This window comes from Rhizobium sp. C1 (assembly GCF_021026335.1).
Classification (GTDB): Bacteria; Pseudomonadota; Alphaproteobacteria; order Rhizobiales; family Rhizobiaceae; genus Ensifer_A.
The window spans coordinates 454,310-477,848 of the sequence record NZ_JAJNCY010000002.1 but is presented as its reverse complement, the minus strand read 5'-3'; the positions used below and the strand labels follow the sequence as shown (position 1 = coordinate 477,848).

At 60.3% G+C, this 23,539-nt stretch carries 22 protein-coding genes; 11 read left to right on the top strand and 11 right to left on the bottom strand.

The window, feature by feature from the left end; translation table 11 throughout:
* Positions 1-102: 102 nt before the first annotated feature.
* The gene (locus tag LQK83_RS07875; RefSeq protein WP_230836835.1) at positions 103-2,559 is read left to right on the top strand and encodes a penicillin-binding protein 1A; all 2,457 of its coding nucleotides are present in this window, start codon (positions 103-105) and stop codon (positions 2,557-2,559) included.
* A 127-nt stretch (positions 2,560-2,686) separates the two neighbouring features.
* A protein-coding gene (gene prfB, locus LQK83_RS07870) for a peptide chain release factor 2 (RefSeq protein ID WP_230836833.1) occupies positions 2,687-3,818 on the top strand; the annotation gives its coding sequence in 2 pieces (ribosomal slippage) (positions 2,687-2,755 and positions 2,757-3,818; 1,131 coding nt in all).
* 74 nt (positions 3,819-3,892) lie between these two features.
* On the opposite strand, the gene LQK83_RS07865 is transcribed toward prfB, so the two are convergent.
* Positions 3,893-5,095 carry a multidrug effflux MFS transporter gene (locus LQK83_RS07865; protein WP_230836831.1) on the bottom strand — a complete coding sequence of 401 codons (1,203 nt, stop codon included), beginning with the start codon at positions 5,093-5,095 and terminating at the stop codon, positions 3,893-3,895.
* Between the two features lie 154 nt (positions 5,096-5,249).
* Between LQK83_RS07865 and LQK83_RS07860 the strand changes: the two genes are divergently transcribed.
* On the top strand, positions 5,250-5,885 hold the full coding sequence (locus LQK83_RS07860) for a TetR/AcrR family transcriptional regulator (protein ID WP_230836829.1): 636 nt from the start codon (positions 5,250-5,252) through the stop codon (positions 5,883-5,885).
* Positions 5,886-5,895: 10 nt separating this feature from the next.
* Here LQK83_RS07860 and LQK83_RS07855 read toward each other — a convergent pair whose 3' ends face one another.
* Together LQK83_RS07855 and LQK83_RS07850 are read right to left on the bottom strand one after the other, a co-directional pair.
* On the bottom strand, positions 5,896-6,426 hold the full coding sequence (locus LQK83_RS07855; RefSeq protein ID WP_230836827.1) for a TIGR00645 family protein: 531 nt from the start codon (positions 6,424-6,426) through the stop codon (positions 5,896-5,898).
* Between the two features lie 115 nt (positions 6,427-6,541).
* Positions 6,542-7,705: a pyridoxal phosphate-dependent aminotransferase gene (locus tag LQK83_RS07850; RefSeq protein WP_230836825.1), complete on the bottom strand. Its 1,164-nt coding sequence runs from the start codon at positions 7,703-7,705 to the stop codon at positions 6,542-6,544.
* Positions 7,706-7,924: 219 nt separating this feature from the next.
* Between LQK83_RS07850 and LQK83_RS07845 the strand changes: the two genes are divergently transcribed.
* The 4 genes from LQK83_RS07845 to aat all read left to right on the top strand — a co-directional run bounded on the left by LQK83_RS07845 (position 7,925) and on the right by aat (position 11,423).
* Entirely contained in the window at positions 7,925-8,692 is a 768-nt protein-coding gene (locus LQK83_RS07845) for a DsbA family protein (RefSeq protein WP_230836824.1), read from the top strand.
* Positions 8,693-8,960: 268 nt separating this feature from the next.
* Positions 8,961-9,434 (top strand): acetyl-CoA carboxylase biotin carboxyl carrier protein, encoded by a 474-nt coding sequence (accB, locus tag LQK83_RS07840; RefSeq protein WP_230836822.1) that lies wholly within the window; start codon positions 8,961-8,963, stop codon positions 9,432-9,434.
* A gap of 10 nt (positions 9,435-9,444) precedes the next feature.
* Positions 9,445-10,791, top strand: a complete 1,347-nt coding sequence (accC, locus tag LQK83_RS07835) for an acetyl-CoA carboxylase biotin carboxylase subunit (RefSeq protein WP_230836820.1) — start codon at positions 9,445-9,447, stop codon at positions 10,789-10,791.
* A gap of 11 nt (positions 10,792-10,802) precedes the next feature.
* Positions 10,803-11,423, top strand: a complete 621-nt coding sequence (gene aat / locus LQK83_RS07830; protein ID WP_230836818.1) for a leucyl/phenylalanyl-tRNA--protein transferase — start codon at positions 10,803-10,805, stop codon at positions 11,421-11,423.
* Between the two features lie 4 nt (positions 11,424-11,427).
* On the opposite strand, the gene LQK83_RS07825 is transcribed toward aat, so the two are convergent.
* Positions 11,428-11,880, bottom strand: a complete 453-nt coding sequence (locus LQK83_RS07825) for a DUF2155 domain-containing protein (RefSeq protein ID WP_442966721.1) — start codon at positions 11,878-11,880, stop codon at positions 11,428-11,430.
* Between the two features lie 50 nt (positions 11,881-11,930).
* Positions 11,931-12,329: an NADH:ubiquinone oxidoreductase subunit NDUFA12 gene (locus LQK83_RS07820; protein ID WP_230836815.1), complete on the bottom strand. Its 399-nt coding sequence runs from the start codon at positions 12,327-12,329 to the stop codon at positions 11,931-11,933.
* A gap of 290 nt (positions 12,330-12,619) precedes the next feature.
* On the opposite strand from LQK83_RS07820, the gene mprF reads away from it, so the two are divergent.
* Positions 12,620-15,241, top strand: a complete 2,622-nt coding sequence (gene mprF / locus LQK83_RS07815) for a bifunctional lysylphosphatidylglycerol flippase/synthetase MprF (RefSeq protein WP_230836813.1) — start codon at positions 12,620-12,622, stop codon at positions 15,239-15,241.
* Positions 15,238-16,611, top strand: coding sequence for a virulence factor family protein (locus tag LQK83_RS07810; RefSeq protein WP_230836812.1), 1,374 nt, complete (start codon positions 15,238-15,240; stop codon positions 16,609-16,611). The genes mprF and LQK83_RS07810 overlap by 4 nt, the downstream gene beginning before the upstream one ends.
* Positions 16,612-16,772: 161 nt before the next feature.
* Here the strand turns inward: LQK83_RS07810 and LQK83_RS07805 are convergent, their stop codons facing one another.
* From LQK83_RS07805 to gatB, 4 genes are read right to left on the bottom strand one after another with little or no spacing between them, the layout of a single operon-like run.
* Positions 16,773-17,813 (bottom strand): zinc-dependent alcohol dehydrogenase family protein, encoded by a 1,041-nt coding sequence (locus tag LQK83_RS07805; RefSeq protein WP_230836809.1) that lies wholly within the window; start codon positions 17,811-17,813, stop codon positions 16,773-16,775.
* 16 nt (positions 17,814-17,829) lie between these two features.
* Positions 17,830-18,330, bottom strand: coding sequence for a GNAT family N-acetyltransferase (locus LQK83_RS07800; protein WP_230836807.1), 501 nt, complete (start codon positions 18,328-18,330; stop codon positions 17,830-17,832).
* Positions 18,330-18,890: a helix-turn-helix domain-containing protein gene (locus LQK83_RS07795; protein WP_230836805.1), complete on the bottom strand. Its 561-nt coding sequence runs from the start codon at positions 18,888-18,890 to the stop codon at positions 18,330-18,332. Before LQK83_RS07795 ends, LQK83_RS07800 begins: the two co-directional genes overlap by 1 nt.
* A 4-nt stretch (positions 18,891-18,894) precedes the next feature.
* Positions 18,895-20,397: an Asp-tRNA(Asn)/Glu-tRNA(Gln) amidotransferase subunit GatB gene (gene gatB / locus LQK83_RS07790; protein ID WP_230836803.1), complete on the bottom strand. Its 1,503-nt coding sequence runs from the start codon at positions 20,395-20,397 to the stop codon at positions 18,895-18,897.
* A 164-nt stretch (positions 20,398-20,561) separates the two neighbouring features.
* On the opposite strand from gatB, the gene LQK83_RS07785 reads away from it, so the two are divergent.
* Positions 20,562-20,840 carry a DUF6455 family protein gene (locus LQK83_RS07785; RefSeq protein ID WP_230836801.1) on the top strand — a complete coding sequence of 93 codons (279 nt, stop codon included), beginning with the start codon at positions 20,562-20,564 and terminating at the stop codon, positions 20,838-20,840.
* Here the strand turns inward: LQK83_RS07785 and LQK83_RS07780 are convergent.
* Positions 20,837-21,346 carry a GNAT family N-acetyltransferase gene (locus LQK83_RS07780; protein ID WP_230836799.1) on the bottom strand — a complete coding sequence of 170 codons (510 nt, stop codon included), beginning with the start codon at positions 21,344-21,346 and terminating at the stop codon, positions 20,837-20,839. The genes LQK83_RS07785 and LQK83_RS07780 overlap by 4 nt on opposite strands.
* Positions 21,347-21,683: 337 nt before the next feature.
* Here LQK83_RS07780 and LQK83_RS07775 point away from each other — a divergent pair, with 337 nt between their 5' ends.
* Entirely contained in the window at positions 21,684-21,941 is a 258-nt protein-coding gene (locus LQK83_RS07775; protein WP_230836797.1) for a YjhX family toxin, read from the top strand.
* Positions 21,942-22,005: 64 nt separating this feature from the next.
* Here the strand turns inward: LQK83_RS07775 and gatA are convergent, their stop codons facing one another.
* The gene (gene gatA / locus LQK83_RS07770) at positions 22,006-23,487 is read right to left on the bottom strand and encodes an Asp-tRNA(Asn)/Glu-tRNA(Gln) amidotransferase subunit GatA (RefSeq protein WP_230836796.1); all 1,482 of its coding nucleotides are present in this window, start codon (positions 23,485-23,487) and stop codon (positions 22,006-22,008) included.
* Between the last annotated feature and the right edge of the window lie 52 nt (positions 23,488-23,539).

Below are 23,539 nucleotides of genomic sequence, written 5' to 3'. Positions count from 1 at the left end.
TAACGCTGAAACGGCGCGATGGTCCCAGTGACATTGATGAGGCGGACGCTTCCCCTGATGGCCTGCTGACAGGTTTGGGGGAATGCAAACCGGTAAAGGCAAATGATTAGACTGATCGGATATTTCTTCGGATTGTGCGCGATCCTGTTCTTTGGCGCTGCCGGCGCTGCGGCGATCTATCTCAATTCGGTCATGAAGGATTTGCCGGACTACGAAGTGCTGGCCAATTATGCACCACCGGTGACGACGCGCATTCATGCCGGCGACGGTCAGCTGATTGCCGAATATGCGCATGAGCGCCGCCTTTACCTGCCGATCCAGGCCATTCCAGATCGGGTGAAGGCCGCCTTCATTTCCGCCGAAGACAAGAATTTCTACAGCCATCCGGGTCTCGACCTGATGGGCCTCGGCCGCGCCATTCTGGTCAACCTGCAGAATATGGGCAGCGGCCGCCGCCCCGTCGGCGCCTCGACGATCACCCAGCAGGTCGCCAAGAACTTCCTGCTCTCCTCCGACCAGACGCTTTCGCGCAAGGCGAAGGAAGCCATCCTGTCGCTGCGCATCGAGCAGACCTATTCGAAGGATCGCATTCTCGAGCTTTATCTCAACGAAATCTTCTTCGGCCTGAACTCCTATGGCATCGCTTCTGCGGCGCTGACCTATTTCGACAAGCCGGTGACGGAACTGTCGATTGCGGAATGCGCCTATCTGGCATCGCTGCCGAAAGGTCCGGCGAATTACAACCCCTTCCGCCATCCGGACGCCGCGCTCGAGCGCCGCAACTGGGTGATCGACCGCATGGTCGAGAACGGCTATGTCGCCAAGGATGATGGCGAGGCCGCCAAGAAGGAACCGCTCGGCGTGACGGGCCGCAAGGCCGGCACCTATCTCTTCGCCTCCGATTACTTCGCCGAGGAAGCCCGTCGCCAGATCATCGCCCAGTATGGCGAGAAGGCGCTTTACGAAGGCGGCCTTTCCGTGCGCACTTCGCTGAACCCGAAGCTTCAGATCTTTGCGCGCAAGGCGCTGCAGGACGCGCTGATCGATTTCGACATCAAGCGTGGCTATCATGGACCGATCAACCACATCTCCATTACGGGTGACTGGGGTCCGGCACTTTCGAAGCTCGACGAGATGCGCGACGTGCCGGAATGGAAGCTTGCGGTCGTTCTCGCAACCGACAGCAAAGGCGTCGACATCGGCATCCGTCCCGAACACGATCCGGGCGGCAAGGTCGATCCGGAGCGCCAGCGCGGCCGCATCGACGACGCCAACATGAAATGGGCCTATCGCTCATCCAAATCGCTGATGACGAAGGCAAAGTCTCCAGTCGACATCTTCCAGCCGGGCGATGTCGTCTATGTCCAGGCGATCGACGGCAAGCCGGGCCAGTACAAGCTGCGCCAGCCGCCGAAGATCCAGGGCGGCATGGTCGTCATGGATCCCAAGACGGGCCGCGTTCTGGCCATGGTCGGCGGCTTCTCCTACGGCCAGTCGGAATTCAACCGCGCCACGCAGGCCATGCGCCAGCCTGGCTCCTCCTTCAAGCCGTTCGTTTACGCGGCGGCCCTCGATAACGGCTATACGCCCGCCTCGGTGGTCATGGACGCACCGTTCGAGCTCAAGCTGCCGAACGGCCAGGTCTGGACGCCGAAGAACTATGGTGGTGACTTCGCCGGTCCCTCGACGCTGCGGCGCGGCATCGAACAGTCGCGAAACCTGATGACGGTGCGCCTCGCCAACGACATGGGCATGGACACGGTGGCGGAATATGCCGAACGCTTCGGCATCTATGATCACATGCAGCCTGTTCTCGCCATGGCGCTGGGTTCGGGCGAGACGACGGTCATGCGCATGGTGGCCGGCTATTCGGTGATCGCCAATGGCGGCAAGCAGATCAAGCCGACGCTGATCGACCGTATTCAGGACCGCACCGGCAAGACGATCTACAAGCATGAGGATCGCGTCTGCGAAAACTGCAACGCGGCCGACTGGAAGAACCAAGAAGAGCCGATCGTCGACGACAAGCGCGAGCAGGTTCTCGACCCGATGACCGCCTACCAGATCACCTCGATGATGCAGGGGGTGATTCAGCGCGGCACGGCCGCCGGTCAGGTCAAGCTCGACCGTGACGTGGCCGGCAAGACCGGTACGACCAACGATGAAAAAGACGCCTGGTTCGTCGGCTTCACGCCGGATCTCGTGGCCGGCGTTTACATCGGCTACGACAACCCGCAGCCGATGGGCCGCGGCGGCACAGGCGGTCACCTCTCCGCGCCGATCTTCAACGAGTTCATGCAGGACGCGGACAAGGGCATTCCCCCGTCCAAATTCATCGTTCCGAACGGCATGAACATGATTGCCGTCGACCGCAAGACGGGGATGGAAGCCGCTCCTGGCGATCCGAACACGATCGTGGAAGCCTTCAAGCCCGGCACCGGCCCGGCCAACACCTTCTCGGTCATCGGCGGCGAGGACTACGCGACGCCGGAAGAGATCATGAACCAGTCGCCGCAGGCCAACGATGCGGTGAAACAGGGGCAGCCGGGGCTGTTCTGACGAGTCGCCCCAGAAACAGGAAAGCGCGGGTCTGAGGCCCGCGCTTTTTCGTTTGCCGGGTTTACATCGGCGGCGGCAGAAACTATGTCATCGCCAGCTTTTCGAACCAAGCAGAAGAAGCGGAACCATGCGTATCGAAATTGAGAATATTGTCGACGAAATCAAGCAGGCCATAAGCCTGCTGAGGAGGCATCTTTGACTGGGATCAGGCGATAAGACGTCTCGACTGGCTTAACAACAAGTCAGAAGATCCCAATCTCTGGAATAACCCGACCGAAGCCCAGAAGCTGATGCGCGAGCGCCAGAACCTGGACAAGAGCATCAACGGCCTGAAGAAGCTCGAATCGGAACTGGCTGACAATATCGAACTCATCGAGCTTGGCGAGGCCGAGAACGATCCGGGCATCGTCAAGGATGCCGAAGAGTCGATCCGCGCGCTGCGCACCGAGTTTGCCCGCCTCCAGGTCGAAGCGATGCTTTCGGGTGAAGCTGACGGCAACGACACCTATCTGGAAGTGCATTCGGGCGCCGGTGGCACCGAGAGCCAGGACTGGGCGAACATGCTTTTGCGCATGTACACGCGCTGGGCCGAGCGTCAGGGCTTCAAGGTGGAAATCCTGGAAATGCATGACGGCGAAGAAGCCGGCATCAAGTCCGCGACCATCCTCGTCAAGGGCGAGAATGCCTATGGCTGGCTCAAGACCGAGTCAGGGGTGCATCGTCTCGTGCGCATCTCGCCCTATGACAGCAACGCGCGCCGGCACACGTCCTTCTCGTCCATCTGGGTCTATCCGGTGGTCGATGATTCGATCCAGATCGATATCAACGAAAGCGATTGCCGTATCGACACCTACCGCTCGTCGGGCGCCGGTGGCCAGCACGTCAACACGACCGACTCGGCCGTGCGCATCACGCATATGCCCTCCGGCATCGTGGTGGCGTGCCAACAGGAACGCTCGCAGCACAAGAACCGCGCCAAGGCGTGGGAAATGCTGCGCTCGCGCCTCTATGAGGCTGAGCTTGAACGTCGCGAAGCGGCCGCCAACGCGGAAGCCGCGTCGAAGAGCGATATCGGCTGGGGCCATCAGATTCGCTCCTACGTCCTGCAACCCTACCAGATGGTCAAGGACCTGCGCACGGGCGTCGAAAGCTCGGCTCCCGGCGATGTTCTCGATGGCGACATCACCGAGTTCATGGAAGCAGCCCTCGCCCACCGGGTGACTGGCGGAGCGAATGTCGAAGTCGCGGATATCGACTGAGATCGTGCCTATTCATCGCATGCAAAAGGGGAGCCCAAAGGCTCCCCTTTTTTCGTTTGGCCATCGGCCTCCTCTCACTCGGCGGCAACGACCGTGCGGGATACCGGACGCAGTGTCAGCAGGCTGAACATCACCACCATCATGGAGCATAGACCGATGCCGGCGATCATCGGCAACGAGGTGCCGTCGAAGAACAGCGATACCAGTGCCGTCACCGCTGAAGCCGCCACAAACTGGAGTGTGCCCATCAAGGCGGATGCCGTGCCCGCGATTCGCCCATGTGCCTCGAGTGCCAGAACGGCGGAGGACGGGACGACCAGACCGAGGAAGCCATAGCCCGCCAGCAGCAACACCGTCATGACTGCGAAATTATCCACACCGGCAAGACGCGTGGCCAGCAGCAACACCATCATCGAGGAGTAGAGCAAGGACGCCGTCCGAACCACGCGGCGCAGCCCGTAGCGCCTGGCAAGACGGGCGTTCAACTGCGAGAAGACGAAGAACGGAATGGCGTTGAGCGCAAACATCATGCCATAGGCCGAGGGCGAAAGGCCGAAATGCTCGATGATCACGAAGGACGAGTTCGAAACATAGACCATATAGCTCGACATGCCGAAAGCGGCGATGCCGACAATGCCCATGAAATACGGGTCCATCAACAGAAACCCATAATTGCGGAAGGCGCCGGACAGGCTGGTTTCCAGACGCTTCTCGCGGGTGCGCGTCTCGTTCAGCACAAAGGTCACAAGGAAAACACCGAGCAGGCCGAAGGCGGTCAGAACCCAGAAAATATCGCGCCAGGTCGCTACAGACACGATGAAGCTGCCGGCAAGCGGTGCGAGCAGAGGCGAGATGCTGAAAACCAGCATGAGGAGGGACATGAGCCGCGCCGCTTCCGGCCCTGTATGAAGGTCGCGAACGACGGCGCGGGCAATGACTGCCCCTGCCCCCGCACCCAGACCCTGAACGAAGCGGAAGGCAATCAGCGCATGGATGTTCGGCGCCAGTGCGCAGCCGATTGCGCCGATCATATAAATGGTCATTCCTGCAACCAGTGGCGGACGCCGGCCGAACATGTCGGAGAGGGATCCGTAGACGATCTGTGCGACGGCCATCGCAATAAAGTAGGAGGTGAGACTGAGCTGCGTCGCGCTGCCATCGGTCTGGAAATCCCTCGCAATCGAGGGCAGCGACGGAAGGTAGATATCCAGCGCCGAAACACCAACGGCAGACAGAAAGCCCAGAATCAGGGCGTAGTAAAGCGTCGAGGACTTCATCGAAATCTCTCCGGTTCTTTATGGGGATGGACAAGGCGCCGATGGGAGTTCGCCGCCGCATTATTCGTTTCTGCCCATATTTTTAGACACAAATGTCCAATTGGACAAGAGTGTCCAACTTGAAAATTTTTGATGGAAGGATTATTTCGGGTTCATGGACACTGAAACCGTCGAAAAGCCTGACCTTGCCAAATCCAAGCGTGACCGCATCCTAGAGGCGGCTGCGACGGTTTTCTGTCAGGATGGTTATACGGGGGCGAGCATTGACGCTGTCGCGACCAAGGCCGGCGTGTCGCGGCAAACGATCTATAATCATGTCGGCGACAAGGACGGGCTCTTCAAGGAGGTCGTCGCGGCGCTGACAGACAAGTCGGCGGCGAAGTTCATGCTTCTGATGGAGGAGTTCCCGGAGAAGCCCGACAATGTCGAGGCGGAGCTGACGGCGTTTTCCGCCCGCTTCCTCAATCATCTCACGCAGGACAAGACGAGTCGCTGGCTGCTCCGGTTGGCAGAGAACGAGAGTGGGCGTTATCCGGAGCTTTTCACGGTCTGGCGCGAATACGGTTCGGGTCGAAAACGCTCCTTGGTGGCGGCGCATCTATCACAGCTGGCTCTGAACGGGCATCTCGAAATCGATGATTCGACACTGGCTGCGCGACAATATCTGGCGCTTCTCACTGCCGAGTGGCGCGCAGAATTCCAGCTTGGCAGGTTCCCGAGCGAAGACGAATGCACCGGCATGGCGCAACGCGCCGTCAAGACCTTCCTGCGCGCCTTCGGCCGGCGCTGACGGTCAGCTATCAGCCCTTGCCAACACCCTTTTTCGTCTTCGACATCATGTTCTCCAGATAGCCGAGCATCAGCGCCGAAACGACGAAGGCAATGTGAATACCGGTCAGCAGAACGATCTTCGTGTCGGTATATTCGTTGATGTTGAGGAAAACCTGCAGCAGGTGGATCGACGAGATCGCCACGATGGACGAGGCAACCTTGATCTTCAGGCTGCCGGAATCGAGCTTGCCCAGGAAGGAAACATCCTTGTTTTCGGCATCGGCCTCGGCTTCGTCGAAACGGCTGACGAAGTTTTCGTAGCCCGAGATCATCACCATGACGATCAGGCTGCCGACAAGCGCCGCGTCGATGAGACCGAGCATAGCAAGGATCATGTCCCCTTCGTTGGCGACCATGACATTGGAAGCGATCTTGATGAACTTCAGCAGGAACGAGAACCCATAAAGCGCAAGAGCCGCAGCAAGGCCGAGATAGAACACCACCAATATCCAGCGGCTGGACAGAATGATGCGCTCTACAAGCAGTTCCAAGGATTTCATCAGTAACCTCTGAAGCATAATTGGGTCAGGGGACAGGTGAGCCCAATATAGGCGGCGGGGATCGAATTCCAAGGCGAAGCCGGAGCGAAAACAGACTTCTGCCCGGAAAAGATGGTCAGATGGCCTTCAGCCAGTTCTTCACCCGCGCCATGGCTTCGACCATCTCGGCCGTCGCACCAGCATAGGAGAAGCGCATCGTATGGTGTCCGTCGATGGGGTCGAAGTCGATGCCGGGCGTTGCCGCGACATCGGTCTCGGCAAGCATGCGGCGGGCAAAGCCCATCGAGTCATTGGTAAAGCGACTGACATCCGCGTAGGCGTAGAAGGCGCCGTCCATGGGCGAAGCCAGCTTCAGGCCCATGCGCGGAAGGGCCTCCAGCAGGATTTCGCGGTTCTGGCGATAGCTTGCCTTCACGTCTTCCAGCTCCGCCGTTTCGTTCAGCGCCGCTTCGGCCGCGATCTGGGAAAGCTCGGGCGCGGAGATGTAGAGGCTCTGGGCTATGCGTTCGAAGCTGCGGACCATGTCTTCCGGCAGGACCATCCAGCCGATGCGCCAGCCCGTCATGCAGTAATATTTCGAGAAGGAGTTGATGACGATCGCCTTGTCCGTCACCGACAGAGCCGTCGTTTCCTCTCCGACATAGGTCAAGCCATGATAGATTTCATCGGAAATGAAATGAACGGCATTGGCGTCGCACCAGTCTGCGAGCGCCCTCAGCGCTCTTGCGCCGCTCACCGTTCCCGTCGGGTTGGCGGGGCTTGCAAGCAGCACGCCTTTCAGGCGGATTCCGGCCTCGGCTGCGGCCGCCTCAAGCGTCTGCGGCGTCAGGGTGAAGCCGCTTGCTGCATCGGCCGCGACTTCCAGCACGTTCAGTCCGAGCGCCTTGAGAATATTGCGATAGGCGGGGTAGCCGGGGCGCGCGATCGCCACCCAATCGCCCTGATCGAAAAGCGCCAGAAAAGCCAGATTGAAACCGGCAGACGAACCGGTGGTGACGGCTATGCGCGCGGGATCGACGGAAACGCCATAGCGAAGCTGATAGTGGGACGACAGGGATTGGCGAAGCGACAGGAGGCCGAGTGCATCCGTGTAGCCCAGTCGACCATGCTCCAGCGCAGCGCGCGAGGCGGCGAGCGCTGCCTTCGGCGCCGGATGCGACGGCTGGCCTACCGCCATGGAGATGACAGGATGGCCGGCAGCGCGGCGCCTCGTCGCCTCGGCCAGGACATCCATGGCGTGGAAGGGTTCAACGTTTCCACGTGTCGAAAGGTTGGCCAAGGCAGTCTCCTCGAATGTCCGCGCCCTGCCCGCCTGCAATGTCTTCACATTCGCGCGATCAGGTCATTTTGTCAGGTTTTGCGGTTTGTATTCAGGGGCAGCCGATTGTAAAGAGCGCAGAGATAAATTTAGCGCCGGACGCTTTGCCACAGGCCAAACATATTTGCCGTCTGATATGACGGCACGACGCAGTTCCGGACGCGCGAACAGGAGACAGACATGGCATCGAAGATCATCAACCTGCTGGCATCAGGCGCCTTCGTTGCCGCCTCCGTCCTCGCGAGCACGGCGCCTGCCAATGCCTTCGACGATGCGCAGAAGAAGGAAATCGGCGATATCGTGCGCCAGTATCTGGTCGAGAATCCGGAAGTGCTGCTGGAGGCGCAGGACGCACTGCAGGCCAAGCGCGAACAGGCAACGGCGGCCAAGGCGGCCGGCGCCATCGACAAGAACAAGCAGGCGCTCTTCTCCGACGCTTCCGACCTTGTGATGGGCAATCCGAAGGGCGACGTGACCATCGTCGAGTTCTTCGATTACAACTGCACCTATTGCAAGCATGCCATCAAGGACATGTCTGCGCTGATCAAGTCCGATCCGAATGTCCGCTTCGTGCTCAAGGAATTCCCGATCCTCGGTCAGGATTCCATCGAAGCGCACAAGATCGCGCTCGCCTTCCGGGCGATTGCGCCGGAAAAATACGGCCAGTTCCACATGGCGCTTCTCGGCGGGACCGGCCATGCGAACAAGGAAACTGCCCTCAAGGTCGCCGAAAGCCTCGGCGTCTCCAAAGCGGAGATCGCCAAGCAGGTGGCGGCGAATGCCGGCGAGCAGAGCGTCAAGTCCTCTTACGAGCTTGCCGACGCACTGGGCATTCAGGGTACGCCCGCCTATATCATCGGCAATGACCTCATCCCCGGCGCTGCCGGCCTCGACGTCCTGACCCAGAAGGTCGCCAACATGCGCGCCTGCGGAAAAGCCACCTGCTGATCGTGCAGGCCGGAAGGGTTATCCACGCCTTTCTGCGGCGCTAAACCGGTTTATTCACCGCAAACAGGCCGCGCCCAAGCAATGGCTTCCATTTGCCTGAAGTCCAGACTATAGAAGAACCCCGACGCCGCCCGGCTGGCGCTGCGACGATGTCGCGCGCCGCCGATTGAGGTGATACAGGACGTGGTTTCGCGCATTTCCGAACGGAAGGCCGTTTCGCACTTTTTCTGGAAATGCTCTAGAGAAGAATAAGAACAGGACGATTTTCATGGCAGAGAAGAAGACCGGCATCGATCAGGCCCTCATTCGCGACCTCGCGAACATCCTGAAAGAAACCGACCTCACCGAAATCGAAGTGGAACAGGATGCCATGCGCATCCGCGTTTCGCGCGCTGCCCCCGCAGCCATGCACATGCCCGCCTACAGCGTTGCAGCCCCCGCGCCGGTCGCTGTTGCCGCCGCTGCTCCGGCCGAAGCTGTCGTGCCGGCCGTCGCCGCGCGCGACCCCAAGAACACGGTGGCCTCACCCATGGTCGGCACGAGCTACCTGTCGCCCGCTCCCGGTGCACGCCCCTTCGTTGAGGTCGGCCAGACGGTCAAGGAAGGTCAGACGATCCTCATCATCGAGGCGATGAAGACGATGAACCAGATTCCGGCGCCGCGCTCGGGCAAGGTCACCGAAATCCTCGTCACTGACGCCCAACCGGTGGAATTCGGCGAAGCCTTGATGATCATCGAGTAAGGGGCAGCCCATGATTTCCAAAGTCCTCATTGCCAACCGGGGCGAGATCGCGCTTCGCATCCTCCGGGCTTGCAAGGAACTCGGGATCGCGACTGTCGCCGTGCATTCGACCGCCGATGCGGACGCCATGCATGTGCGCCTTGCCGACGAAAGCGTGTGCATCGGCCCGCCGCCGTCGCGTGACAGCTATCTCAATATCCACCAGATCGTTGCGGCCTGCGAGATCACCGGCGCCGACGCCGTGCATCCGGGCTACGGCTTCCTGTCGGAAAATGCCAAGTTCGCCGATATTCTCGACGCCCATGGCATCACCTTCATCGGGCCGACGGCGGAACATATCCGCCTGATGGGCGACAAGATCACGGCCAAGAAGACGGCTGTCGAACTGGGCATCCCTGTCGTTCCGGGTTCTGCCGGCGAGGTGAAGCCCGAAAACGCGCTGGAGATTGCCCGTCAGATCGGCTTCCCGGTGCTGATCAAGGCGACCGCCGGCGGCGGCGGCCGCGGCATGAAGGTTGCCAAGTCCGAGGAAGATCTGGACGAAGCCGTTTCTACGGCCCGTTCCGAGGCTCTCGCTGCCTTCGGCAACGACGCCGTCTACATGGAAAAGTATCTCGGCAAGCCGCGCCATATCGAAGTTCAGGTTCTGGGCGATGGCGAAGGCAATGCGGTGCATCTGGGTGAACGCGACTGCTCGCTGCAGCGCCGCCACCAGAAGGTCTGGGAAGAGGCCAACTCCCCTGCCCTGAATGTCGAGCAGCGCATGCGCATCGGCCAGATCTGCGCCGACGCCATGAAGAAGATGAAGTATCGCGGCGCCGGTACGATCGAGTTCCTCTACGAAAACGGCGAGTTCTATTTCATCGAAATGAACACCCGTCTCCAGGTCGAACATCCGATCACCGAAGCGATCACCGGCATCGACCTTGTGCACGAGCAGATCCGTATCGCCTCGGGCGGCGGCATCTCGGTCACGCAGGACGAGATCAAGTTCTCCGGTCACGCCATCGAATGCCGTATCAATGCCGAAGATCCGCGTACCTTCACGCCGTCTCCGGGAACGATCACGCATTTCCATGCGCCGGGCGGTCTGGGCGTTCGCGTCGATTCGGGCGCCTATCAGGGCTACCGCATCCCGCCCTACTACGACAGCCTCATCGGCAAGCTCATCGTGCATGGACGCACCCGCGTCGAATGCATGATGCGCCTGCGCCGCGTGCTGGATGAATTTGTCATCGACGGCATCAAGACGACTCTGCCGCTCTTCCAGGACCTGATTTCCAACCAGGATATCGCCAATGGTGATTACGATATCCACTGGCTGGAAAAGTACCTGGCGGAAAAGCCGGCGGAGTAAAGACGAGCATCATGAGCGCGCAGCGACAGGACCCGGAACTGACGCCGGAAATCCTGCTGCGCGCTTATTCCATCGGTCTGTTCCCGATGGCCGAATCCGCTGACGATCCGGAACTCTTCTGGGTCCAGCCGGAACTGCGGGGCATCATCCCCCTTGACGGTTTCCACGTCTCGCGCAGTCTTTCCAAGATGATGCGCAAATCCCCCTTCGACATTCGCATCAACACGGCTTTTCGCGACGTCATGCTGAAATGCGGCGAACCGGCGGAAGATCGCCCGACGACATGGATCAACGAAACGATCCTTGATCTCTATGGCCAGCTTCATGAAATGGGTCACGCCCATTCGGTCGAAGCGTTCGAGGATGGCGATCTGGTCGGCGGGCTGTACGGCGTCTCGCTGGGCGCGGCCTTTTTCGGCGAGAGCATGTTCTCGCGCCGGACGAACGCCTCGAAGATCTGCCTCGTCCATCTTGTTGAGCGCCTGCGCGAACGGCGCTTCCGCCTGCTCGACACGCAATTCACCACAGAACATCTGAAGACATTCGGGGCGATCGATGTGCCGAAGGCGCAATACGAGATATTGCTCGCCGACGCGGTGTCACGGCCGGATATTGCCTTCGCAAACAACTGAAAGATTACTTGGCCTTCGAGGCGGAATCCGGCGGAGGAACGTCGGACTTCTGCTTGCAGCCTGTCAGCCAGACGTCATAGATCGGGTGCTCGACTGCGTTGAGACCGGGACTGTCGGCGAACATCCAGCCGGTGAAGATGCGGCGGATCTTGCGGTCGAGGGTGATCTCATCGACTTCGACGAAGCCGTCGACCTTCTGCGCTTCGGTATCGTCGCGCGAATAGCAGACCTTCGGCGTCACCTGCAGCGCGCCGAACTGGACAGTCTCGTTGATGTAGACATCGAACGTGGTGACGCGGCCGGTAATCTTGTCGAGGCCGGCGAAAACGGCAACAGCGTTGGAAATGCGCGCAGCCTGCGCCTCGCCCGTAAAGCCAAGCGCAACGAGCGCGAGAAGGCCGGTGAGCAGCCCCCTGCCGTATGAAAGCTTAGCCCTTGATCGCAAGATTCGCCTCATTCCACCGTGTCAGGCCACATCGCCTACAGAGCGATTGTGGCCACAAGGTGTCAGTTGCCGGGGGTCCAGGCGTCGTAGTCGCCGGTGACGCGCGGGCGCTGGCCTGCTTCCACCAGCGAGCCCTGGGGACGGTAAGCGGCGGCGGTGCCGGTCAGGTTGGCATGATGCGGCTTCTGCCACTCATGCGCCTTGTAGTCCTGCTTGGTCGGCGGAACGTCGGTGCGGTGATGCATCCAGCCATGCCAGCCCGGCGGAATGGCAGAGGCCTCGGCATAACCATTGTAGATCACCCAGCGCTTCTGCAGGCCGTAGCTTGACATCGGACCTTCATAGTAGACGTTGCCGAATTGATCCTCGCCGACACGCTTGCCCTTGCGCCACGTGAAGAAGCGCGTGCCCATGGTCTGCCCATTCCACCAGGTGAAGAGTTGAAGGAGGAAGTTCTTCATCGCAAAGCCTTGATATGACGTTCGACGGCGGGACTCTGTTTCGCCCAGCTCTTGTCCGCTTATGCAGCCAGAAAGCCGGAATGTCCAGAGCATTTCGCGGTTGCGCAATGTTCATCCCGCAGCGCCGCCACATGGCTTGAGCGCGAGAGCAGGATAGAACCACGTTCATATTCGGATTGTATGACACCCGGGATTTCCGGATTATTTCGGAACAGCCGAGTTCTCCGCCGTAAAATCGTCACGATAAAAGAACACCGCTCGACCGACTTATTGAGGGCCCCGCCTATTTCATGACGCCTGCGACAGAAACAGAAAAAAACGTTGATGAGGAAAGAAAGGGCGGCGTCTTCCGGCTGCTGTATCTTTTCGAACGCTATCGCGAATATCTGTTGCTCGCCGCCATCCTCGCCGTCAGCAGCCTCACGGCCTATGCAATCTATTCGCTCACCCGCGAAATCCGCATTGAAGATGTGCGCGATGCTCTGGCTGCCACGCCGCTTTCGGCCATTCTCCTGTCGCTTCTCTTCACGGCGCTGAGCTTCGTCGCGATGATCGCCTATGACATCAACGCGATCGATTACGTGCGCAAGGAGAAGCTGCCGCTCGTTTCGGTCGCGATCACCTCCTTCACGGCCTATGCGGTGGGCAACACGGCAGGCTTCGGCGCGCTGTCTGCCGGAGCGATCCGATTGAGAGCCTATCTGAGGCTTGGACTCACGCCGGAAGAAATCGCCAAGATCATCGCTTTCGTGACGCTCGCCTTCGGGCTCGGCATCCTGATGGTGACGGCACTCTCCGTCCTCGTGACGGCGCCACGGCTTGCGGCGCTTTCCGGCATTGATGCGCAGGTCATCAGGGCGATCGCAACCGCGGTCATCGTGGTGATGGCCGTTCTTCTTTATATCGGACGGGACGGGCGACGCATCAGCATCGGTTTCCTGACCGTGCGTCTGCCCGACAGCAAGACGGCGTCGCGTCAGTTTCTGGTCAGCGCGCTGGACATGGCCGCCGCGGCCACGGCGCTTTATGTGCTGATCCCGCAAAATGCCGTGGGCTGGCCGACGTTCTTCGCCATCTATTCGACGGCGGTGGGTCTCGGCCTGCTTAGCCACGTGCCGGCCGGTATCGGCATTTTTGAGGCCGTCATGGTCTCGGCGCTCGGCTCCAATGTCGACGTCGACCGCATCCTCGGCAGTCTGCTGCTCTACCGATTGATCTACAATGTCCTGCCGCTGCTGGTCGCCGCGCTCGCGCTGATCCTTGCCGAGACACGGCGCTTTGCGCTGGTTCCTGTCGCCGCCGCCTTTCGGCAACTGGAGCCAAGGCTCGCACCGGCGCTGATCTCGGCGCTTTCCGTCGTGACCGGGGCAATCCTCATCTTCTCGAGCGTGACGCCGACCAATGACGACAAGCTCGTCCGGCTGGAAAACTACATGCCCGTCTCGATCGTCGAGAGCGCGCATTTCGTCACCAGCCTGCTGGGTCTCGCGCTCTTCATCGCGGCGCGCGGCCTGTCTAACAGGCTGGATGCGGCTTGGTGGTTCACCCTGGCGACCAGTGTCGCCGCGCTGTTCTTCGCAAACTTGCGCGGTGTATCTCCGCTCGAAGCCTCGCTTCTGGTCGTCCTGATCATGACTTTGTCGATGACCCATCGGCGGTTCAAGCGCCCCGCGTCGCTGATCCATCAGGTGCTGGCCCCTTCCTGGGTGGCGGCCATGGCCGTTATCGTCGCATCGGCCGTGACGCTGCTCTTCTTCGTTTATCGCGATGTGGATTATTCGGACAGTCTCTGGTGGGAATTCGAGATCGCGGACGAAGTGCCGCGCGGCCTTCGCGCCGCCGCCGGCCTTGCGCTCGCCGCTTCGGCCGTCGCCATCTACAGCCTGCTGCGCCCGGCCAAGTCCCGTCCGCAACTGCCCACCGGCGATGCGCTGGATAAAGCCCTGCCCATCGTGATGGCCGGGGGCGCTGCGGATGCGAATCTCGTGCGGATGGGCGACAAGCAGGTCCTGCTTTCCGACAGCGGCAAGTGCTTCATCATGTATGGTATCCAGGGCCGCTCGTGGGTCGCGCTCTTCGACCCCGTCGGCGACGAGGAGGAAGCGCAGGAACTGCTGTGGCGTTTCGTCGAAATGGCGCAGGCCGCCGGTGCGCGCGCCGTTCTCTACCAGATCACCCCTGCTCTTCTCGGCTTCTGTGCTGATGCGGGGCTCAGAGCCTACAAGCTCGGCGAAGCCGCCACCGTCTCCCTGCCGGATTTCCAGCTGAAGGGCGGCCGCATGGCGAACCTGCGGCAGACGATCAGCAAGGCGCAGCGGGAGGATCTCGAATTCCACGTCGCTGCTGCCGGCGCGGAAGTCGACGCGATCATGGACGAGTTACAGGCCGTCTCCGATTCATGGCTGCAGCAGCACGACACGCGCGAAAAGACCTTCTCGCTCGGCTCGTTCGATCCGGCCTATATCCGCTCCCAGCCTGTGGCGCTTCTGAAGCAGCACGGCCGGATTGTCGCCTTCGCAACGCTGCTGGTGACGGATGCGAAGATCGAAGGGTCGGTGGACCTGATGCGCTTCGTACCGGATGCCCCGAAGGGATCGATGGATTTTCTCTTCGTGCGGATCATCGAATATCTGCGTGACGAAGACTTCCAGAGCTTCAACCTCGGCATGGCCCCGCTTTCGGGCATGTCGCGGCGCGAATCGGCCCCGGTCTGGGACCGTATCGGCGGCGTGATTTTCGAACATGCGGAACGCTTTTACAATTTCAAAGGCCTCAAGGCCTATAAGTCGAAGTTCGCACCAAGATGGGAAGCGCGCTATATTGCCGTTTCGGGCAACGCATCGCCCGTCATGGCGATCATGGACGTGACGGTCCTGATTGGGGGAGGACTGAGAGGAGTCGTCGGGAAATGAAGTTTCGAAATTGGTTGCTGGCCGGGCTCGTCTCGACGCTGGCCGCGTCTGCGTATCCATCAATGGCTGAAGACAGCGCCAATGGCAGTTACGACACCGGGCTTATTCCTTCTCCGCACATCGTTCTGCCGCAGGGCGGCCTGAAGTCGATGGTGTTTCTTCTGTCAGGCCCGGATGGCTGGACAAAGGCGGACGATGATCGGGTGAGCGCGCTTGCCGCGTCAGGTGCTGCCGTCGTCGGCATCGACTACAAGGCCTATATCGCCTCCATGGCGGCCGACAGCGAAAACGACTGCATCTACATGATCTCCGATATCGAATCGCTTTCGCAGCAGGTCCAGCGCCGCGCCGGCGACAGCGTCTATCACGCACCGATCCTTGCCGGCGAAGGACCCGGCGGAGCGCTGGTGCTGGCGATGATCGCGCAATCGCCGCCCGCGACGATCGGCGAGGCGATTGCAGTGGATCCGACGGCAGAAGTTCCGCTGACGAAGCAGCTTTGCACACCGGCAACCAAGCAGCCGACACCGCATGGTTACATCTATGCGCTGACCGACGACGCTCTTCCCGCACCCGTAACGGTCATCGAAACTCCGAATGCGCCGGCAGACGGCAAGGCCAATGTCGCCGCCATCGTCGCAGCACATCCTGACGTCAAGGTCATCAAGGACGACAAGACGTCCGTCGATCTCCTGCTCGATACGGTTAAGGACCATAGCGCCGATGGTGATACCGCCAGCAACGATCTGGGGCTGCCCCTGACTGAACTGCCCGCCAAAGCGAAATACGACACGATGGCGATCTTCTATTCCGGCGATGGCGGATGGCGGGATATCGACAGCCAGATCGGCGACTATCTCCAGACGCAGGGCGTGCCGACGGTCGGGGTCGATGCGCTGCGTTACTTCTGGTCGAAAAAGGATCAGGCGACGACCGCCAAGGACCTGTCGCGGATCATTGATACCTATCGGAAGAAATGGAACGTGAAGAACGTGCTTCTTCTGGGTTATTCCTTCGGCGCGGATGTGATCCCCTCGGCCTACGATGCCCTGCCGGAGCGGCAGCAGGCTCTCGTGAAGCAGATCTCCCTTCTCGCCCTGACCAAGTCCGTCGATTACGAGATCTCCGTCAGCGGATGGTTTGGCGCGGAGGGCAATTTTCAGGGTGGCACGACCCTCGACGCCGTCTCCAAGATCAATCCGAAGCTCGTTCAGTGCATCTATGGCGAGGACGACGACGATGCGGTCTGCGCGGACCTGAAGGACAAGGGCGTCGAACTGGTCGAACTGCCGGGCGACCATCACTTCGACAATGACTATGACAAGGTCAGCGACGTCATTCTCAACGGATTGCGCAAGCGGCTGAACTAGAGCATTTCCGGTGAAAAACGGATCACCTGAAATACTCTATCTATTCGTTATTACCAACGGAAAACCGGTTCCCACTTTTCCTGGAATTTCTCCAGGCGCGAAGGCGGGGGACGGAGAGTGTCCGACCGCTTGCCGCCGTCGAATGCACAAGCCGGTTGATATCAGAACCGCGTGATCACGCCGATGCCGACGCCATCGAAGCGGTCCATGGCCATGAGGGCTTCAGGGGCCTCATCAAGGCTTAGCGTGCGGCCGATCATCAGCTCCGGCTTCAGCTTGCCCACCTCGATCATTGAGAACATCGCGCCGTAGCGATGCGCCTGCATGCCGTGGCTACCCTTGATCTCCAGTTCCCAGCCGATGACGCGATCCATCGGAACCGGCGGGCGCGACTGATCGGCGAGCAGCAGGCCGACCTGCACATGGCGACCACGGCGGCACAGGCAGAGGATGGAATTGGACAGCGTCGTGGGGTGACCGAGCGCATCAACGGAGACATGCGCCCCGCCTGACGTGAGTTCCCGGATCGCCGCCGGCACATCGCCCACATTGCGGGCATTGACCGTAACAGCCGCACCGAGCTTCTTCGCGAACTCTAGCTTGTCATCGGACAGATCGACAGCCAAGACATTCGCGCCCATGGCATTCGCGATCATGATGGCCGAGAGGCCAACGCCGCCGCAGCCATGGACCGCAACCCATTCGCCGGGCTGGACGCGGGCCTGATCGACCACCGCGCGGAACGAGGTCACAAAGCGGCAGCCGAGGCCTGCGGCGGTGGCAAACTCCATGCTCTCGGGCAGGCGCACGAGATTGGCGTCGGCATAGTCGATGGCGCAATATTCGGCGAAAGAACCCCAGGCGGTGAAGCCCGGCTGGAACTGCGTTTCGCAGACCTGCTGGTTGCCCGAAGCGCATTCGGCGCATCGGCCGCAGCCGGAGACGAAGGGCACGGTGACGCGGTCGCCCTTCTTCCAGCGGAGAACATTGCGACCGGTTGCGAAGACAGTACCGGCGAGTTCGTGGCCAGGCACATGCGGCAGCACGATATCGCTGTCATGGCCCATCCAGCCATGCCAGTCGGAGCGGCAAAGCCCCGTCGCCTCGATCTTGACGACCACGCCATCGGCGCCCGGCTCCGGGTCTGGGAGCGTGGCAACGCGCGGCGGTTCACAGAATCGTTCGAAATAGACGGCCTTCATCAGGCACTCCCTGTTTTCAGAAGCTGAGGCTTTTTTCCATCAGGATCGCCGGCATCGCCGCGCCGGACGGGCCAACATTGTCAACGCGGCCGATCTCGCGGAAGCCAACCTTGGTGTAGAAGGCGATGGCGCGCTCATTCTCCACCGTCACCTCCAGCTGCATGCGGTCGGCATCCGGGAAGCAGGTTTCGATCTCGGCAAAGAGATCGGTGCCTATCCCCTGCCCCTGCCAGAGCGGATGGACATAGAGCTGATGCAGATTGGCGAGCTTCGGTGTCTTGCGCGACATGGCGGCATAGGCCATGCCAGCCAGCTGGCGGCCGTCATCGGCCACCAGAAACTCAGAGTCCGGGCGTCCGAGGCGCTGTTTCAGCGAACCCGGCGAATGCCACTGTTCGATCATGGCTTCCACGACGTGATCGCCATGAAACGGCGTGTAGGTGTCGCGCCAGGTCTCCGCCAGCAGCGTCTGCACCTTCTTCAGATCCGGTTCGCCGGCGGAGCGGATGAAGAACATTATTCCTCGCTGTCTCTATCAACAAGCTTCTTGTTAATTACTGCGTTAGATTTCAAGAAACCTATCAAAATCTCTTCAATCTGGTTTCTTAGATTGTCATCTTTTACTTCGATAAAAGATCCGGTAACGACAATCGGCTCCTTGAACCAAAAACGGTCATGATGCGTCTTTATTCGGCCTCTCAATCTTTTTGATCGACCAACATAGACTGGCCTTTGGGATATATCGTAAAATACATACACGCCGCCAGCTTCCGGAATAGTTTCCGGATCATAGGGATCAAAATCAACGAGAGATCCGATACCTGACCCTGTGAATTTAGTTTCCGCGGCAATCGAAACCGCGGCATCCACCACTACCCCAAGCGACCTACTAATCTTTTGCTTAGTAATCTCCCTCGGATTTTTTATGTCACCACGCTCAATCTTGTATAGCGCGACATAGGAGATACCTGCGCCGGCAGCGACGGTCTTAAGGTCGAGCCCTTTGGACTCCCGAATACTTCGCGCCCATTCGCCGAAACTTTTTTCTTCGGCTATTTCCTCGTCATACTCAGACAACGAATTATTCCTCGATCCCCAGCTTGGCCTTCACCAGCTCCTGCACGGCCTGCGGGTTGGCCTTGCCGCCGGTTGCCTTCATGACCTGACCAACGAACCAGCCGGCGAGTGTCGGCTTGGCCTTGGCCTTCTCGACCTGATCGGGGTTGGCGGCGATGATTTCATCGACGGCCTTTTCGATCGCGCCGGTGTCGGTCACCTGCTTCATGCCGCGCTCTTCAACGATCTTGGCCGGGTCGCCGCCTTCGTTGAAGACGATTTCGAAGAGGTCCTTGGCGAGTTTGCCGGAGATTGTGCCGTCCTTGATGAGATCCAGAATGCCACCGAGCTGGGCGGGCGAAACCGGAGTCTCTTCAATGTCTTTGCCGGCTTTGTTCAAGGCGCCCAGCAGGTCGTTGATGACCCAGTTGGCAGCAATCTTGGCGTCGCGGCCCTCGGCGACGGCTTCGAAATAGGATGCAATCGCCTTTTCCGAAACCAGCACGGAGGCGTCGTAGACGGTGAGGCCTAGATCCTTGACGAAACGCTCCTTCTTGTCGTCGGGCAGTTCCGGAAGGTCCTTCAGGAGTTCGGCGACGAAGGCGTTGTCGAATTCGAGCGGCAGCAGATCCGGATCGGGGAAGTAGCGATAGTCATGCGCGTCTTCCTTGGAGCGCATGGAGCGGGTCTCGCCCTTGCCGGCGTCGAAGAGGCGCGTTTCCTGATCGATCGTGCCGCCCTCTTCGAGGATGGCGATCTGGCGGCGGGCTTCGTAGTCGATGGCCTGGCCGATGAAGCGGATGGAGTTGACGTTCTTGATTTCGCAGCGCGTACCGAATTCGCCGCCCGGCTTGCGCACGGAGACGTTGACGTCGGCGCGCATGGAGCCTTCATCCATGTTCCCGTCGCAGGTGCCGAGATAGCGCACGATGGAGCGCAGCTTGGTCATGTAGGCCTTGGCTTCGTCGGCTGAGCGCATGTCCGGCTTGGAGACGATTTCCATCAACGCCACGCCAGTGCGGTTGAGGTCGACATAGGTCGATGTCGGATGCTGGTCATGCATCAGCTTGCCGGCATCCTGCTCCAGATGCAGGCGCTCGATGCCGATTTCGATATCCTCGAAATTGCCCTGGCGGTCGGGGCCGAGCGAGATGACGATCTTGCCTTCGCCGACGATCGGGTCCTTGAACTGCGAGATCTGATAGCCCTGCGGCAGGTCGGGATAGAAATAGTTCTTGCGGTCGAAGATCGAGCGGTGGTTGATCTGGGCCTTGAGGCCCAACCCTGTGCGCACCGCCTGCTTGACGCATTCCTCGTTGATCACCGGCAGCATGCCCGGCATGGCGGCATCAACGAGCGAGACGTTGGTGTTCTCGGGACGGCCGAATTGTGTGGACGAGCCGGAGAACAGCTTCGACTTGGAGAGAACCTGCGCATGGACTTCCATGCCGATCACGACTTCCCAGTCGCCGGTGGCGCCGGGGATGAGGCGTTTGGGATCGGGCGTGCGGACATCGACAATGGTCATGGAAAAACTCTCGGCATCAATGGGATTTCGAACCCTTCCGGTAGAACAAATGACCGGACGGCGCAAGGGATTTGCGGCTTTTGAAGGCAGCCAAGGGAGTTGAGCAGGATCAAGGCGCGGGCAACGTCTTTCCGCGAAAGTCATGGCATGGACGGAGAAGCACCATGAGTATCCTGAACTATTTTATCCGGGTCAATGAACATGCCATGCTGCTGGAGGCGATGACCTCGAAGCTCGGCCTGACCGAGCATCTGGAAGACCTGCCGGATCATCGCAACGTGATGAAACGCGCCGGCCAGCGCTGCCTTGCCTGCAGCCGCCCGCATGACTGCGCCGACTGGCTGGAAGACAATGACGAGCCCGAACAGGCCCCACGCTTCTGCCGCAACCGAGATCTGTTCAGCCGCATGCGCGACCAGATGCTCAGCGAAGAACGGCTCTAGAACTCGCTATAGCCGCTGCCACTCTTCTCCTCGATGAGGCGCTTGACGAGCCCGACCGTATCCACATCGCGGTCGAGCTTCGGCGACCACGCGGTCGTCATCCAGGACACGCCGTAACCGGCCTTGCGAAAAAAAGCGAGCGCGGGTGAGTTCTCGGAATGCACCTGAGTCAGCGCCGTCTCATGGCCATGTCCGGCGATCTCCTTTTCCAGATGCGCCAGTAAAGCGGTGCCGACACCCTGCCGCTGAAAAAGAGGTTCAACCCAAAGATCGGTCATGCTGTTGTCGAGCTTCTCCCGCGCACCCCAGCCAACGATCTGCCCTGCCCGCTCGGCAATGTCGATGGAGAGCCAGTGGTTGCGCGTGAAGGTCTCGAAAGAGCGGTAGGCACTCTCGCGAATGTCCGGAGCATCGCCCCACCCCTCGGACGACGAGTCCCAAGCCCGGAAGCCAATGGCCGCCAGAACGTCCGCTTCGTCCGCACGCGCGTTGCGTATGGTTGCCATGCCTGCTCCTTATCCCCACTCGAGAGCAGGAAGAGTATTGCGCGACGCGATGGGCATGAGAAGCGCGTGCAGCAAAGTCAGCGCATTGCGGCGGGTTAGCCCGGCGGTTTTCAACAGCTAATATATGGTGGCGCTGCGACTTGACACCGAGCTGCAGGCGTACCTACCTTCATGGTGCACAAAGGAGTGCCTTATGTTCAGTCTATCGGAGTCCCGGTAAAGGCCCTGCCGCGGAACACGTTTCGCGCGCCGGGCCCTGTTGAAATCGAGCCCGATGTCCTTGCGGCGTCGGATACGTTTTCATGCGCCCAATCGGGCGCCATCCGGACTTACGACCATGGACATTTCCAGCGCCGAACAGCGCATACTCCACCTGCTCGCCCAGGGCGGCAATATCGAACTTATCCGTAACAACGACCGCAAGATCGAGACACTTCGTCTTAATACGCGAGAGGGCTGGATCTTCAGTCAGATCGACATCATCACGTTCCGCAAGCTGAAACGCAAGCGGGCCATCGCCTCATCAGGCGGCAAGCCCTACCGCATCACGTCGCGCGGGCTTGAACTGGTTCGATCGCAACTCGACAACCGTTGACCCCAAATGGAAACGGCGCAGACCCGAAAGGATCTGCGCCGTTTTCCTTGAATTATTTAGAGGCTTACCACCACTTCTTCGGCGCAAACGTGCCCGCGGCCTGCTCAATGACGTGCGCCGTCTTGAACAGCGTTTCTTCCTCGAACGGCTTGCCAATGAGCTGCAGACCAAGCGGCAGGCCCTTGTGATCGAGACCGGCGGGGACGGACATGCCGGGCAGGCCCGCCATGTTGACGGTCACCGTGAAGATGTCGTTGAGGTACATCTTGACCGGATCGGAAGCGAGATCCTCATCGGCGATGCCGAAGGCAGACGACGGGGTCGCCGGGGTCAGGATCGCGTCGACGCCGTTGGCAAAGGCGATTTCGAAGTCGCGCTTGATCAGGGTGCGGACCTTCTGCGCTTGCAGGTAATAGGCGTCATAATAGCCGGCGGAGAGAACATAGGTGCCGATCATGATGCGGCGCTTCACTTCCGTGCCGAAGCCGGCAGCACGCGTCTTTTCATACATGTCGACAATATCCTTGCCGTCGACGCGCAGGCCGTAGCGGACGCCGTCATAGCGGGCAAGATTGGACGAGGCTTCGGCAGGCGCCACGATGTAATAGGCCGGGAGCGCATATTTCGTATGCGGGAGCGAGATGTTGACGATCTCGGCGCCGGCATCCTTCAGCCACTGCATGCCCTGCTGCCAGACCTTTTCGATCTCTTCCGGCATGCCGTCGACGCGGTATTCGTTCGGAATGCCGATCTTCATGCCCTTCAGCGACTGGCCGATGGCGGCTTCGTAATCCGGAACCGGCAGGTCGACCGAGGTCGTGTCCTTGGCGTCGACGCTCGCCATCGACTTCAAGAGGATTGCAGCATCGCGCACGTCGCGGGCGATCGGGCCGGCCTGATCGAGCGAGGAAGCGAAGGCAACAATGCCCCAGCGCGAGCAGCGTCCGTAGGTCGGCTTGATGCCGACCGTGCCGGTGAAGGCAGCCGGCTGGCGGATGGAACCTCCGGTGTCGGTCGCGGTCGCACCTGCGCAAAGCTGGGCTGCAACGGCAGCAGCCGAGCCACCCGACGAGCCCCCCGGAACGAGCTGCTGGTTGGAGCCTTCAGCCTTCCACGGGTTGATGACCGGGCCGTAATAGGAGCTTTCGTTGGACGAGCCCATGGCGAATTCGTCCATGTTCAGCTTGCCGAGCATGACGGCGCCGTCGTCCCAGAGGTTCTGGCTGACGGTCGATTCGTATTTCGGCTTGAAGCCGTCGAGGATATGCGAGCAGGCCTGGGTGTGGACGTCGCGGGTCGCGAACAGGTCCTTGATGCCGAGCGGAATGCCTTCGAGCGCGCCAGCCTTGCCGGCGGCGATGCGGGCGTCGGAGGCCTTGGCCATTTCGCGCGCCTTCTCCGGCGTCACGGTGACATAGGCGTTGATCACCGGGTTCACGGCTTCTATTGCCGCAAGATAGGCGTCCGTCAGTTCGACGGCGGAGATTTCCTTGGCGGTGAGCTTGGTGCGGGCTTCGGCAATCGTGAGCTTGGTCAGTTCGGTCATGGTGCGATCGTTTCGTCTTGAAATGAGGGCTTCGGGCGCGTGATGTTTCGGC

Excerpts from the sequence above, each read along its gene's own strand:
- LQK83_RS07780 (WP_230836799.1), bottom strand. The coding sequence starts at position 21,346 with ATGGCAACCATACGCAACGCGCGTGCGGACGAAGCGGACGTTCTGGCG.
- aat (WP_230836818.1), top strand. The coding sequence starts at position 10,803 with ATGAGCGCGCAGCGACAGGACCCGGAACTGACGCCGGAAATCCTGCTG.
- LQK83_RS07865 (WP_230836831.1), bottom strand. The coding sequence starts at position 5,095 with ATGAAGTCCTCGACGCTTTACTACGCCCTGATTCTGGGCTTTCTGTCT.
- LQK83_RS07860 (WP_230836829.1), top strand. The coding sequence starts at position 5,250 with ATGGACACTGAAACCGTCGAAAAGCCTGACCTTGCCAAATCCAAGCGT.
- LQK83_RS07785 (WP_230836801.1), top strand. The coding sequence starts at position 20,562 with ATGAGTATCCTGAACTATTTTATCCGGGTCAATGAACATGCCATGCTG.
- LQK83_RS07820 (WP_230836815.1), bottom strand. The coding sequence starts at position 12,329 with ATGAAGAACTTCCTCCTTCAACTCTTCACCTGGTGGAATGGGCAGACC.
- gatA (WP_230836796.1), bottom strand. The coding sequence starts at position 23,487 with ATGACCGAACTGACCAAGCTCACGATTGCCGAAGCCCGCACCAAGCTC.
- LQK83_RS07875 (WP_230836835.1), top strand. The coding sequence starts at position 103 with ATGATTAGACTGATCGGATATTTCTTCGGATTGTGCGCGATCCTGTTC.
- LQK83_RS07855 (WP_230836827.1), bottom strand. The coding sequence starts at position 6,426 with ATGAAATCCTTGGAACTGCTTGTAGAGCGCATCATTCTGTCCAGCCGC.
- gatB (WP_230836803.1), bottom strand. The coding sequence starts at position 20,397 with ATGACCATTGTCGATGTCCGCACGCCCGATCCCAAACGCCTCATCCCC.
- LQK83_RS07845 (WP_230836824.1), top strand. The coding sequence starts at position 7,925 with ATGGCATCGAAGATCATCAACCTGCTGGCATCAGGCGCCTTCGTTGCC.
- LQK83_RS07805 (WP_230836809.1), bottom strand. The coding sequence starts at position 17,813 with ATGAAGGCCGTCTATTTCGAACGATTCTGTGAACCGCCGCGCGTTGCC.
- LQK83_RS07810 (WP_230836812.1), top strand. The coding sequence starts at position 15,238 with ATGAAGTTTCGAAATTGGTTGCTGGCCGGGCTCGTCTCGACGCTGGCC.
- accC (WP_230836820.1), top strand. The coding sequence starts at position 9,445 with ATGATTTCCAAAGTCCTCATTGCCAACCGGGGCGAGATCGCGCTTCGC.
- LQK83_RS07800 (WP_230836807.1), bottom strand. The coding sequence starts at position 18,330 with ATGTTCTTCATCCGCTCCGCCGGCGAACCGGATCTGAAGAAGGTGCAG.
- LQK83_RS07825 (WP_442966721.1), bottom strand. The coding sequence starts at position 11,880 with ATGAGGCGAATCTTGCGATCAAGGGCTAAGCTTTCATACGGCAGGGGG.
- LQK83_RS07775 (WP_230836797.1), top strand. The coding sequence starts at position 21,684 with ATGGACATTTCCAGCGCCGAACAGCGCATACTCCACCTGCTCGCCCAG.
- accB (WP_230836822.1), top strand. The coding sequence starts at position 8,961 with ATGGCAGAGAAGAAGACCGGCATCGATCAGGCCCTCATTCGCGACCTC.
- mprF (WP_230836813.1), top strand. The coding sequence starts at position 12,620 with ATGACGCCTGCGACAGAAACAGAAAAAAACGTTGATGAGGAAAGAAAG.